The organism is Micromonospora gifhornensis, from assembly GCF_016863515.1.
GTDB classification, from domain to species: Bacteria; Actinomycetota; Actinomycetes; order Mycobacteriales; family Micromonosporaceae; genus Micromonospora; species Micromonospora gifhornensis.
Window position 1 is genome coordinate 181,197 of record NZ_BOPA01000002.1, and the last position, 13,025, is coordinate 194,221.

Here is a 13,025-nt window from a genome sequence, read left to right on the forward strand (position 1 = left end):
GACACAGCCGGAGAGCCTAGTCCCGCGCGCGGCCCCGATCGGCCCGACCGGATAGCCTCGACGACGTGGGAACTGCGTTGGTGATCGAGAACGACCCGACCGACGACGCGCGGCGGTTGGGGGAATGGCTGACCGAGGCGGGTCTGGAACTGTCAGTGGTTCGCCCGCACGCAGGCGACGAACTTCCCGCCGACCTCGCGGGCTACGCCGCGCTCGTGGTGCTCGGCGGCGACCAGCAGGCCTACCCGACATCCGACGGGACGCCGTCGGCTGCCTGGTTCCCCGACGTGGAGGCGCTGCTGCGTAAGGCGGTCCGGCACCGACTGCCGACCCTGGGCATCTGCCTCGGCGCGCAACTGCTCGCCACCGCCCACGCCGGCACCGTCGAGCGCAGTGCCGCCGGGCCGGAGGTCGGCCCCGCCGTGGTCGGCCGGCGCGACGCCGCCGAGAACGATCCGCTGTTCCGGTACGTGCCGCTGATCCCGGACGTGTTGCAGTGGCACGCCGACGAGATCACCGAGCTGCCCGTCGGTGCCACCCTGCTGGCCGCCTCCACCCGCTACCCGAACCAGGCGTTCCGCCTCGGCGACCGGGCCTGGGGTCTTCAGTTCCACATCGAGTGCGACACCGCGATGATCGCCGACTGGGCCACCGACTCGGCGTTGCTTGCCGAGCTGGGCTACGACCCGGACCTGGTGGTCGCCGCCTGCGACGCGGTGATGGTCGATGTGGAAGAGGCCTGGCAACCGTTCGCCGCCCGGTTCGCCGCGCTGGCCCTCGGCGAACTGGACGACGACGGGCCGCGCCGCACGCTGCCGCTGCTCGGGCACTGATGGGCCGGCCGACAAGCGCCACCGGCCGGCTCGCCCGGTACGGCTTCGACGTCACCGACTCCGACGGCGGTGCCCGTGCCGCCGACCTGCTCGGCCCGACCGGCCTGGACCTGTGGCGACCGCAGACCCAGGAACCGACCGGCGAGGCGGCCCAGGAGTTGCTCACCGCGCTGTCCCGGGCCGCCGACCCGGACCTGGCGCTGCGCCAACTGCACCGCCTCGTCGAGGCGGAACGCCGCGCCCAGACCGGCGGCAACGGCACCGCGGCCGGTGCCAGCACGACGGGCGGCTCGGACTCGACGGGCGGCGACAACGGTGCCGGCGGCATCGGCTCGGGCGGTATCGGGGCGGGTTCGGCGTTGCTCGCGGCCCTGCACGACGATCCGGGGCTGCGCCGCCGGCTGATCGCGGTGCTGGGGGCCTCCTCGGCGTTGGGTGACCATCTCGTCGCCAACCCCGACCAGTGGGCGGTGCTGCGCACCGAGCCGGACGGGCTCGCGCCGACCGCCGACGGGCGACTCGACACGACAGGTGACGGCAACCCGGTGGCGGTGCTGCGCCGGGCGTACCGGCTGGCGTTGTTGCGGATCGCGGCGGCCGACCTGACCGGCGGGCGTGGCCTGGAGCAGACAATGGTCGCCCTCTCCGCGCTGGCCGACGCCACCCTGTCCGCCGCCTACGACATCGCCGTGACCGAGCTGCCCGAGGGCACCGCCGAGCCCCGGCTGGCCGTGGTGGCGATGGGCAAGTGCGGTGGCGGCGAACTCAACTACGTCTCCGACGTGGACGTGATCTTCGTGGCGGCCGAGGACGACGACCTCGCCGCGGCCACCACAGTGGCCACCCGGCTGATCCACATCTGCGGGCTGGTGGCCTGGCCGGTCGACGCCGCGCTGCGTCCTGAGGGCAACCGGGGTCCGCTGGTGCGGACCCTGGCCAGCCACCTGGCGTACTACCGCCGCTGGGCCCGCACCTGGGAGTTCCAGGCCCTGCTCAAGGCCCGCCCGGCCGCCGGCGACCTGGCGCTGGGTCAGGAGTGGATCGACACGCTGGCCCCGCTGCTCTGGCAGGCGGCCGAGCGCCCGGAAGCGGTCGAGGACGTCCGGGCGATGCGTCGCAAGATCATCGACCATATTCCGCCGAAGGAGTTGGAGCGCGAGATCAAACGCGGCCCCGGTGGGCTGCGGGACATCGAGTTCGCGGTGCAACTGCTCCAACTGGTGCACGGGCGTGGCGACGAGTCGCTGCGTACCCCCGGCACCATCCCCGCCCTGCGGGCGCTTGTCACCGGCGGCTACGTCGGCCGGGCCGACGGGGAGGCGCTGCTGCGCGGCTACCGTTTCCTGCGCGGCGTCGAGCACCGCCTGCAACTGCAGGGCCTGCGGCGAACCCACACCGTGCCCACCGATCCGGGCGCGTTGAAGTGGCTGGCCACCGCCCTAGGGTACGCCGCCAGCCCGGGACGCAGCGCCGTCGAGGCCTTCCGTGCCGAGTGGAACACCCACGCCACCGAGGTACGCCGGCTGCACGCCAAGCTGCTCTACCGCCCGCTGCTGGAGTCGGTGGCCCGGGTGCCGGCCGACGGTCTGCGGCTGACCCCCGAGGCGGCCCGCAACCGGCTGGAGATCCTCGGCTTCGCCGACCCCGCCGGGGCGCTGCGTCACCTCCAGGCCCTCACCGGCGGGGTGAGCCGCACCGCCGCGATCCAGCGCACCCTGCTGCCGGTGCTGCTCAGCGAGTTCGCCGACGCCCCCGAACCGGACCGGGGTCTGCTCAACTACCGCCAGGTCTCCGACTCCCTCGGTAGCACCCCCTGGTATCTGCGGCTGCTGCGCGACTCCGGGCCGGTGGCCCGCCGCCTGGCCCGGGTGCTCTCCTCCTCCCGGTACGCGGCCGACCTGCTCGCCCGCGAGCCGGAGGCGTTGCGCATGCTGGCCGAGGAGAGCGAGCTGCGTGCCCGGCCCCGCGACGTGCTCTGCGACGGGTTCGCCGCCGCAGCGGGCCGGCACACCGACCCGGTCGAGGCCACCCGGGCGGTCCGCGCGCTGCGTCGCCGGGAACTGCTCCGCCTCGCCTGCGCCGACGTGCTCAGCCGGGCCGGTTCGCTGGCCCCCTCGCGGGGCGACGGCGAACGGGCCACCCCTGGACTGGCCGACATCACCGCGGTCGGCACCGCCCTCTCCGACGTCACCGACGCCACCCTCGCCGCCGCGCTGCGCACCGCCCGGGCCGCCCAGCCGCCGATGCCGGGCCTGAAGTTCGCGGTGATCGGCATGGGCCGCCTCGGTGGGTACGAATCCAACTACCTCTCCGACGCCGACGTGCTGTTCGTCTACGAGCCCCCCGAAGGTGTCAGCGAGAGCGCTGCCAGCGCCGCCGCCCAGGCCATCGCCGAGGAACTGCGCCGACTGCTCGGCATGCCCGCGCCCGACCCGCCGCTCGGCGTCGACGCCGACCTGCGCCCGGAGGGCCGGCAGGGGCCACTGGTCCGCAGCCTCGCCGCCTACCAGCAGTACTACGCCCGCTGGTCGAGGGTGTGGGAGGCACAGGCGCTGCTACGGGCCCGCTGCGTCTGCGGCGACGCCGACCTGGGCACCCGCTTCGAACAGCTCGTCGACCCGGTCCGGTACCCGGCCGACGGGCTGACCCGGGAACAGATCATCGAGATCCGCCGCATCAAGGCACGGGTGGAGACCGAGCGGCTGCCCCGGGGCGCCGACCCGGCCACCCACACCAAACTGGGCCGGGGCGGCCTGGCCGACGTCGAGTGGGCGGTGCAGCTGCTCCAACTGCGCCACGCCGGGGCGTACCCGGCGCTGCGCGGCACCCGTACCCTCGACGCCCTCACCGCCGCCCGTGACCTGGGCCTGGTCGACCCGGCGGACGCCGAGGCGATGGCGGCCGGGTGGACCCTCGCGGCGCAGGTCCGCAACGCGCTGATGCTGGTCCGGGGTCGGGCCGGAGACCAGTTGCCCCGACACGGCGTGGAACTGGCCGGCGTGGTGCGGCTGCTCGGTGCCGAGGACCCCGGCGAGTTCCTCGACGAGTACCTGCGCACCGGCCGCCGTTCCCGCACCGCCGCCGAACGCGTCCTGGAGATGTAAGGAAGGGCACCTTATTAACGCCTGCGGTAGAGGAAGGGCCCCTTATTAACGCCGGTAACGGTTATGGGCGGGGGAGCCGGATCAGCTGCCGAGGGTGTACGTGCCGGCGCGCGGCACCGTGACCGCCGTCCAGTTCCCGTCGGCGGAGACGGTGGCGTCGCCGGAGGCGGTCAACCAGCGGCTGTGCCGGACCCGCACCGGCACTGTCGCGGCACCCGTGGTGCGGAACGTGACCGAGGCTCCGTCGGTGTGCAGCAACTCGCCGGGCACCCCGACCAGGGGCGTCGGGTCGGTCACCGCGTACAGCCGCCAGTGCCGGTCGGACCAGACCTCGGTCAGGTACGGCAGGCCGCCGTCGACCAGGTCGGCCTCCGCCCGACCGACCCAGGACAGCGGGGCGTCCGGCACCGCGACGTACTGCACCGCGTTGTCGTCCAGCCAGGCCCGGTAGCTGTCGACGGTCAGCGGCACGCCGGTGCCGGTAGCGCCGGGCACGGTGGTGAAGAACAGCGGGTTACGGTCGATGTCGGCCTGCCGCAGCCAACCCCGGGCCAGCGGCACCTCACCCAGCCGGGCCGCCTCCCAGTAGTTGCGGGTCGGCGGCACCTCCAGCCGACCGGTGAGCCCGCGCCGATCCAGTTCGGCGCGCAGCGGGGCGAAGTGGCCCCGAGCGCTTGTCGGATCGCCGATGCTGCGCAGGTCGGCAGGGACCACCGGCGGCTGCCACCAGCACACCACCGCCAGCAGCACAGCCAACGCGACACCCCCGACCCACCGCCGGGCCGGTTCGAGCCAGGCGGGGCGGTGGGCGGCGGCGGCCAGCAACGGCAGCGCGAACATGGTCGCCAGGCGGGTGGCGTTCAGGCCGACCGGGGTGTGCACAAGCGCCGCCGCGACCACCCCACCGGCGGCCAGCAGCGCCCCGATCCGCACCGGCCGGTACCCGACCAGCGCGGCCACCAGCAGGGCGGTCACCGTCGCCCGGATCGTGTCGGTACGGCTGATGTTCATCCAGCCGCCGTCGCTGAACAGCAGCGCGGTCACGCCCAACGGCAACGCGGCGGTCATCGCCAGGGTCAGCCCGTCGGCGTACCGGCGCGACAGCAGCAGGGCGACGCCGGCCAGACCGACGAAGAGGCCGGCCACCGGACTGGTCGCCGAGGCCAGCAGCGCCCCGACCCCGGCCAGCACGAGCGGCCACCGACCACCGACCCGAGCCGGTACCGCGTCGATCCCGTCCCGCCCGACCGCCGGGTCGGGTTCGTTCTGCCCGGCCGCCGGGTCGGGTTCGTTCTGCCTGGACGTCGGGGTGGGCCTCGGGATGCCGGACGGCGTGGGTCGCCAGGTCAGGGCGAGCAGGGCAGCCAGGCCGAAGGCCACCCCGAGGCCGTACGTGATCCGGCCGGAGACCAGGTTGCCGGCGATGGTGATCACCCCGACCAGGCTGCCGAGCAACGGCCGGGGCACCCGGGTACGGACCAGCAGGGCGGCGAACAGAGTGGCCGCCGCGACCAGGGCGAGCACACCGGTGAGGCGTACCCCGAGCAGGGCCATCACCGGCTGGGCGAGCAGGCTGTAGCCGAACTGCTGGACCCCGCCGTACCAGCGAAGGTCGACCGGGGTCGCGCCGTGCGCGGCGAAGAAGTCGGCCCGGGCCACCTGCGCCGCCAGGTCCGAACCCATCGCCGGGAGGATGAGGTACGCCACACCGAGCGCACCGGCAAACGCGGCGACCAGCGCCACCACCCGCGAGCCCCGCATGCCCACCTCCGCCCCGCGCTCACGGTACTGGCAGCATGGCGGGCGTGCCCCATCACCTCGTGCGCTGGACTGGACTAGCCGGATCGATCATGTTGGCGGTGGCTGCCTTCCTCGGCGGAGCCCTGCCCGACGGGGACCTGCGGCCCGACCCGGTGAAGATCTGGTTGGGCCCGAACGGGCCGTGGATCATCGGGTTGTGGTTGTTCGGCACCATCGCCATGTCGGTGGCCTGGTGGGTGCTGCGGGACCGGGTGCCGTCGGCCCGCTGGGCGTTGACCACCGCCGCGCTGTGGATCCTGCCCTTCCTGGTCACCCCGCCGCTGGGCAGCCGCGACGCGTACGCGTACGCCTGCCAGGGGGCGAGCTACGCCAACGGCATCAGCCCGTACGAGTACGGCGTCTCCACCCTGCCCTGCCCCTGGCTGGACACCATGTCGTACATCTGGCGGGACACCCCGGCGCCGTACGGTCCGCTGTTCGTGGTGATCTCCGGCGCGGTGGTCGCCGCGACCGGGTCGCTGTTCGGCAGCATCGCGCTGTTCCGGGTGCTCGCGGTGGCCGGCGTGGTGCTGACGGCGGCCTGCCTTCCGGTGCTGGCTCGCCGCTGCGGCGTGCCGGTCGGTCGGGCGCTCTGGTTGGCCCTGGCCAGCCCGCTGGTGGGGGTGCACCTGATCTCCGGGGTGCACAACGACGCGATGATGGTCGGGCTGATGGTGGCCGGGCTGGCCATCGTGGTCACCTGGCCGGGACGCACCTGGCACCTGCTGGCCGGTGGGGTGGTGCTCGGCCTGGCCGCCGGCATCAAGGTCACCGCGCTGGTGGTGGTCCCGTTCGCGGCGCTGGCGGCGATCCCGAACGGCTTCTCGCTGCGCGGCCTGCTGCGCGACGGTACGCCGGTGGTCGGTGGCGCGGTGGCCACCCTGTTCGGGGTGACCCTCGCCGCGGGCTTGGACCTCGGCTGGATCACCGGGCTCTCGCACGGCAACGAGGTGATCGCCTGGACCTCGCCACCGACCGCCGTCGGGCAGACCATCGGCTACCTGGCGTTGCCGTTCGGCCTGCACATCGACGCGCTGCCGGTGACCCGCGGCATCGCCATGGTGGTGCTGGCGGCGCTGCTGGTCTGGCTGTGGTTCCGGGCCCGCTACCGCGAACCGCTGTGGCACGCCGCGCTGGCCCTGACCGCGGCGGTGGCGCTGGCCCCGCTGTTCCACCCGTGGTACTGGTTCTGGCCGCTGGTCCTGCTCGCCGCCACCGCCCACAAAACGTGGTGGTTCAGCGCGGTGACCGTGTACTCGGCGTTCCACGTGCTCGCCGACGGCACCGGGCTGCCCCGGCACACCAAGACGATAGGTGCGCCGCTGATGACACTGTTCGTGATCGTGGTGGCGGTTCGCTTGGTACGGTCGGCTCGGGCGACTCGCCGACCCGTTCCCGTGGACTGAGGAGAGGTACGCCGGTGACCGAACCCGGCGCCCCCCACCCCGACCCGGCCTCCACCCCCGAGGCCGGCTCGACCACCGGCGACGAGGGCTCGGCCACCGATCGCGGGGCCGGTTCGGTCACCGGCCGTGACCGGGTCGTGCGGTGGGTCGGGCTGGCCGGAGCGGTGCTGCTGGCTACCGCCTCCTTCCTGGGCGGTGCGCTGCCGGAGCGGACCACCAACCCTGCGGTCGACGGCCCGCTGACCGTGATCCTGTGGCTGGCCGGCACCACCGCCATGGTCGGTGCCTGGTGGGCGCTGCGCGGCGGTGCACCGTCGGTGTCGTGGGCGTACCGGACTGCGGGGTTGTGGGCGCTGCCGCTGCTGGTCAGCGCCCCGTTGGGCAGCCGGGACGTCTACTCGTACGCCTGCCAGGGTTGGGTGTACGCCGATGGCGGTGACCCGTACGCCATCGGGGTGGCCGCGGCCGGCTGCCCCTGGCTGGACGCGGTCGCGCCGGTCTGGCGGGACACGGCCGCCCCGTACGGCCCGTTCTTCGTGCTGCTCGGCGCCCTGGCCGTGGTGCTCGGTGGTGGCCTGGTCGGCACGGTGGCGCTGCTGCGGGTGCTGGCGGTGGCCGGGTTGCTGGTGGCGGCGCTCTGCCTGCCCGGGCTGGCCCGGGCGGCCGGCGTGCCGCCCCGGCGGGCGACCTGGCTGGTGCTGGCCTGCCCGCTGGTCGGCGTGCACCTGGTGGCCGGTGCGCACAACGACGCGGTGATGCTCGGCCTGCTCCTGCCCGGCCTCCTGCTCCTGGTCCACCCTCCCGGCCGGCTGCTGCCAAATCGTCCGGGGGCGGTGACGGTTGCCGGGGTGCTGCTCGGGCTGGCGGTGTCGGTGAAGGCCACCGCCGTGGTGGTGCTGCCGTTCGCGGCGCTGGCCGCGGTACGCGGTCGACACACGGTCGCGGCGCTGCTGCGCGACGGTGGCCTCCTCGCCGTCGGGGTGGTCGGCGCGCTGGTGGTGACCTCGCTGCTGTCCGGTCTCGGGCTGGGCTGGATCGGCGGGCTGGGCAGCAGCGGCGACACCGTGCAGTGGACCTCGCCGCCGACGGCGGTCGGCATGGTCGTGGACTACGTCGGCAGGTTGGTCGGCTGGCCGCTCGGCGCGGTGCCGGTGGCCCGTGTCGTCGGCCTGGTGGTGCTGGCCGCGTTCCTCGTCCTGCTCTGGTGCCGAACCTGGTCCGCCCTCCGCACCCCCGCCAACCGATCGTTGACGTCGGACGGCGATTGGGTCATGAGGTTGGCTTCACGGGCCGGCGTGGTGCGGCCCGCCGACCCGGTGACACCGACGGGGGAGCGGCGGTTGATCCTCGGCGCCGCCGGCATGGCGTTGGTGGCGACCGTGGTTCTCGCGCCGGTGTTCCACCCCTGGTACGCGACCTGGCCGCTGGCGCTGCTCGCGGTGACGGCGACGCGTACGGCCTGGTTCGCGCTGCCCTGCGCGGCGGCCTCCTTCCTCGCCCTGCCGGACGGCAGCAACGTGGCCCGGCTGGTGAAGGCCCCCGGCGCGGTGGCGATGACCCTGCTGGTGCTGGCCGTCGTGCTCCGCGCACCCTCCTGGCTACGACGCCCTCCCTGACCGCCGCCCTTCGTCCCGCCGGCCTGCCACCGATCAGTTGCGGGCCTGATCGGAGACAGGCCGAGACCGCCGGTCAGCGGTGTCTGCCGCAGGTGGGGCAGGGGGCGGCGGCGGACGGGGTACCCAGGCGGCGGCGCAGGGCGACGGCGGCCGGCAGCAGGGCCGGTCCGAGCAGGGCGACGGCGAGCGCAACGCCGACCATCGTCGGGTACGTGGGGCGTGGGGCACCACTGGCGAGACCGTCCACCGCCCCGGCCAGCAGGTGCACGTTGAGCAGGCCGACCGGGGTGAGCAGGGCCATCGCGGCCCAGCCGCCCCGCGCGTCCCGCCGCATGCCCAGCCCGATCGCCAGCAGGAGCACGACCAGCAGCAGCACCGTGCCGATGGGCGGCTGGAACTCTCCGCCCCCACCACGGTAGGCGCCCCAGTACGCACCGACCCCCATCGCGTAGGAGAGGAAGCCACCGACGGTCGCCGCCGTCACCGGCAGAACTCGGGCCAGCACCGGCAGGCCGTCATCGACCGCGAGCGCCAGCACGCCGAGCGCGACCATCGGGGCCAACACCAGCAGCGGTGGCCGTGGCACACCGGCGAGCACGCTCACCGCCGGCACCGCTGCGGTCATCAGCAACGCCACGCCGATCGCCACTCGGGCGGGTCGGCCCGGTGCGACGGCGACGACCAGCGCGGCGATCAGCCAACCGCACCACGCGACGATGCCGACCGAGACGAACGGGCCGAACACCGGCACGCCTGCCTCGGCGGGCGGCAGTTGCTGCTCGGCGAACACCCAGAAGCCGGCGAGGAAGGCGGCGGTGGTCAGGGCGAGCAGCCCGGCCAGGCGTACCCCGGGAATCAGGTCGGTTGCGCCGGCGGCGCGCAGCCGCTGACGCAGACCGCCGCGCCCGAGGTCCGCGGCCTCCGCGAGGGAGGGCCAGCGCCGATCCGGTCCGGCCACGTCGAGGTACGTCCCGATGATCTCGTCGCCGCGTTCGCGCCGGTAGTCCGGCGGGTACGCCCGCAGCAGGCGTCGGTAGCGTCGCTCCAACTCGTTCATGCCAACCCCCCGGCCGTACGCGGAGTCAGCGCCTGGGCCTTGCGGGCGCGCAGCCGAGCGGTGGCCGCTTCGACGTTGCGCCGCAGTCGTTCGGTCTCGGCGGCGAGGATGCTCGCCCCGCTGGGGGAGAGGCGGTAGTAGCGGCGCAGCCGCCCGTCGACTGTCTCCTCGCGGTCGAGTTCCACCAGCCCGGCGTCGGTGAGCCGGTCCAGCGCACCGTAGAGGGTGCCGGGGCGCAGCGAGAGCCGTCCGTCGGAGAGAGCGGCGACCTCGCCGATGATCGCGTAACCGTGCATCGGCTCGCGAGCGAGCGCGGTGAGGATGAGGTAGGTCGGTTCGCGTAGCGGCGTATCCATGGCCCGAATATATCGGACGCGAAGGTATTGGGAGTCACCGGATGCCGGCGGCGTGCAGGTGTCGGGTGGCGGCGCGGTCGATGCTGGTCCGCGCCAGGGAACCGGCCACCCCCAACCCGGTCGCCGCGCTCAGCACCACGATGCCGAACACGATCGGCATGAACACCGTCCGGACCACCATGGCCCAGCACCCCTTCAGGCCGATGCGCCCGCCGTCCCTGGCCCGTACCAGCTGCGTACCGGTGAGGACCGCACCGAGCGCGCGGCCGTTGCCGTAGCAGAGGCCGTACAGCATCGGCACCACGAAGCACGACGCGATCGCCAGCACGGCGACGGCGTCGATGGAGAGGCCCTGCCCGCCGTCATGCAGCAGCGCCAGCGCGACGACACAGACCCCCACCCCGAACAGGCACACCACCGCGTCGACGAACCAGGTCAGGAACCGCGCCACCACCCCCGCCCGCACGTACGGGATGCCGTTGTCGAATGTGGCCACCCGTTTGGCGCTGCCCGTTCCCCAGACCTGCTCCGCGTACGCCTTGGCGGCCTCCAGGCGGGTCGGCGGCCGGTCGAATCCGCGGACGCTCATGACACTCTCCTGTCGATCTTCTGTCAGGTTGCCGGCTCAGTCTGCGGCAGCTTCGACAGGATGACCGGACAGGGGTGACTCCGCTCAGCCGGGCGTCTGGTGGCCCCAACGCGTTCGAGCCGGCCCCGGTGTGCGACGGGTACCCGGTCCCGGCCGGGGCATCCCAGAGTCGCCGAGGGGTCGGGGCGAGTTATCGCCTGCCGACTCGGCTACCGGCCATCCGGCGGCTTGGTCTGAAACCAGAGGATCAGGGTCGCACCCAGGAACAGCAGAACGAAGAACACGCATGGGCACAGCAGCAACCACGCCATTCCTTCCACAGCGCTGAGCCTAGGCGGTCCACTTCAGAGGGTGCTCGCCTGGCAGCTCTGCAGGACGCGCTCCACGTCCGCGCCCGCTCGGACGACCACGGCGTCGGTGCGAAGTTCCTCAGGAAGGTGATGCCGCTGCCCTTCGCGCGCGAGCATGCCAGTAGCTGTGTTGAGGCTCCCGACGGTCCACACTGGGCTCAAAGACGGCCAGGAACGCCTCACCTGCCATCGGCGTTGCATCGCCCTGCTCGAACCGCTGAACGAACATGTCGTAGCTCATCCGAGGAAGCTGACGCCTCGACCACTCGACCGGACCCGGCTGCTCGTCGACGGTGCGCTCGGCCAACGCGGAACGGCGGCCATGCCGGCTGTGAGCCGAGCATGACCGCCGTCCGTGAGGTGGTACCCAACCTGTACCCAGGATCAGTGGTGATCCCGTTGGTGCAGGTCAGCGCCTTGATCTGCCTCAGCAGTCGAAGTACATGGCGAACTCGTGCGGGGTCGGGCGCAGACGCACCGGGTCGACCTCGTTGGCCCGCTTCCAGTCGACCCAGGTGGAGATCAGGTCCGGCGTGAAGACCCCGCCGTCGAGCAGGTAGTCGTGGTCGGCCTCCAGCGAGTCCAGCACCGCCGGCAGCGAGCCCGGCACCTGCTTGACGTCGCCCCACTCCTCCGGCGGGAGGTCGTAGAGGTCCTTGTCGATCGGGGCCGGCGGCTCGATCTTGTTCTTGATGCCGTCCAGGCCGGCCATCAGCATCGCCGAGAAGGCGAGGTAGACGTTGGCCGACGGGTCCGGCACGCGGAACTCGACGCGCTTGGCCTTCGGGTTGCTGCCGGTGACCGGGATGCGGGTGCAGGCGGAGCGGTTGCGCTGCGAGTAGACCAGGTTGACCGGCGCCTCGAAGCCCGGCACCAGACGACGGTACGAGTTGACCGTCGGGTTGGTGAAGGCCAGCAGCGACGGGGCGTGGTGCAGCAGACCGCCGATGTACCAGCGGGCGGTCTCCGACAGGCCGGCGTAACCGGTCTCGTCGTAGAACAGCGGCTCACCGTTGAGCCAGAGGCTCTGGTGGGTGTGCATGCCCGAGCCGTTGTCGCCGAAGAGCGGCTTCGGCATGAAGGTCGCGGTCTTGCCGGCGGCCCAGGCCTGGTTCTTGACGATGTACTTGAACAGCTGCATCTGGTCGCCGGCGTGCAGCAGGGTGGAGAACTTGTAGTTGATCTCCGCCTGGCCGGCGGTGCCGACCTCGTGGTGCGAGCGCTCGACGGTGAAGCCGGTGTCGATCAGGCGCCGCACGATCGAGTCGCGCAGGTCGGCGTAGTGGTCCACCGGCGGCACCGGGAAGTAACCACCCTTGTACGCGGTCTTGTAGCCGCGGTTGCCGCCCTCTTCCTCGCGGCCGGTGTTCCAGGCGCCCTCGATCGAGTCGATGTAGTAGAACGACTGGTGCGCCGAGGTCTCGTGGCGGATCGAGTCGAAGATGTAGAACTCCGCCTCGGCACCGAAGTACGCGGTGTCCGCGATGCCGCTGGCGGCGAGGTACGCCTCGGCCTTCTTCGCCACGTTGCGCGGGTCACGGGAGTACGCCTCGCGGGTGAACGGGTCGTGGATGAAGAAGTTCAGCGCGAGGGTCTTCTGCGCGCGGAAGGGGTCGATGAAGGCGGTCGCGACGTCCGGGAGAAGGAGCATGTCCGACTCGTGGATCGCCTGGAAACCGCGGATCGACGATCCGTCGAAGGCGAGACCGTCGGTGAAGAAACCCTCGTCGACAGACTCCACCGGCAGGTTGAAGTGCTGCATGACGCCGGGTAGGTCACAGAAACGAACGTCGACGAACTTTACGTCCTCGTTCTTGAGGTAACGCAGGAGTTCCTCGGGATTGGCGAACACTAGTCCTCCTGGCACGTCCACGGGTAGCTCGGCTCCTGGCGACGCTATGGCCGTGGGGTTGC

At 72.7% G+C, this 13,025-nt stretch carries 9 protein-coding genes; 4 read left to right on the forward strand and 5 right to left on the reverse strand.

What is annotated here, in order from left to right:
* Positions 1–65: 65 nt before the first annotated feature.
* Both Vgi01_RS01270 and Vgi01_RS01275 read left to right on the forward strand, forming a co-directional pair.
* A complete protein-coding gene (locus Vgi01_RS01270; RefSeq protein ID WP_204289895.1) occupies positions 66–833 on the forward strand; it encodes a type 1 glutamine amidotransferase in 768 nt (255 codons plus the stop codon).
* Positions 833–3,937 (forward strand): bifunctional [glutamine synthetase] adenylyltransferase/[glutamine synthetase]-adenylyl-L-tyrosine phosphorylase, encoded by a 3,105-nt coding sequence (locus Vgi01_RS01275; RefSeq protein WP_204289896.1) that lies wholly within the window; start codon positions 833–835, stop codon positions 3,935–3,937. Before Vgi01_RS01270 ends, Vgi01_RS01275 begins: the two co-directional genes overlap by 1 nt.
* An 81-nt stretch (positions 3,938–4,018) precedes the next feature.
* On the opposite strand, the gene Vgi01_RS01280 is transcribed toward Vgi01_RS01275, so the two are convergent.
* Positions 4,019–5,698: a hypothetical protein gene (locus tag Vgi01_RS01280; protein ID WP_204289897.1), complete on the reverse strand. Its 1,680-nt coding sequence runs from the start codon at positions 5,696–5,698 to the stop codon at positions 4,019–4,021.
* A gap of 44 nt (positions 5,699–5,742) precedes the next feature.
* Here Vgi01_RS01280 and mptB (Vgi01_RS01285) point away from each other — a divergent pair, with 44 nt between their 5' ends.
* Positions 5,743–7,143 carry a polyprenol phosphomannose-dependent alpha 1,6 mannosyltransferase MptB gene (gene mptB / locus Vgi01_RS01285; protein ID WP_199180180.1) on the forward strand — a complete coding sequence of 467 codons (1,401 nt, stop codon included), beginning with the start codon at positions 5,743–5,745 and terminating at the stop codon, positions 7,141–7,143.
* 14 nt (positions 7,144–7,157) lie between these two features.
* The gene (mptB, locus tag Vgi01_RS01290) at positions 7,158–8,759 is read left to right on the forward strand and encodes a polyprenol phosphomannose-dependent alpha 1,6 mannosyltransferase MptB (RefSeq protein WP_444543460.1); all 1,602 of its coding nucleotides are present in this window, start codon (positions 7,158–7,160) and stop codon (positions 8,757–8,759) included.
* Positions 8,760–8,832: 73 nt separating this feature from the next.
* Here the strand turns inward: mptB (Vgi01_RS01290) and Vgi01_RS01295 are convergent, their stop codons facing one another.
* The 4 genes from Vgi01_RS01295 to glnA form a co-directional block, all read right to left on the reverse strand.
* Positions 8,833–9,816 carry a hypothetical protein gene (locus Vgi01_RS01295; RefSeq protein ID WP_204289898.1) on the reverse strand — a complete coding sequence of 328 codons (984 nt, stop codon included), beginning with the start codon at positions 9,814–9,816 and terminating at the stop codon, positions 8,833–8,835.
* Positions 9,813–10,172 carry a PadR family transcriptional regulator gene (locus Vgi01_RS01300; protein WP_126710415.1) on the reverse strand — a complete coding sequence of 120 codons (360 nt, stop codon included), beginning with the start codon at positions 10,170–10,172 and terminating at the stop codon, positions 9,813–9,815. The genes Vgi01_RS01295 and Vgi01_RS01300 overlap by 4 nt, the downstream gene beginning before the upstream one ends.
* A gap of 34 nt (positions 10,173–10,206) precedes the next feature.
* Entirely contained in the window at positions 10,207–10,761 is a 555-nt protein-coding gene (locus Vgi01_RS01305; protein WP_204289899.1) for an RDD family protein, read from the reverse strand.
* 777 nt (positions 10,762–11,538) lie between these two features.
* Positions 11,539–12,963, reverse strand: coding sequence for a type I glutamate--ammonia ligase (glnA, locus tag Vgi01_RS01310; protein WP_102657836.1), 1,425 nt, complete (start codon positions 12,961–12,963; stop codon positions 11,539–11,541).
* Between the last annotated feature and the right edge of the window lie 62 nt (positions 12,964–13,025).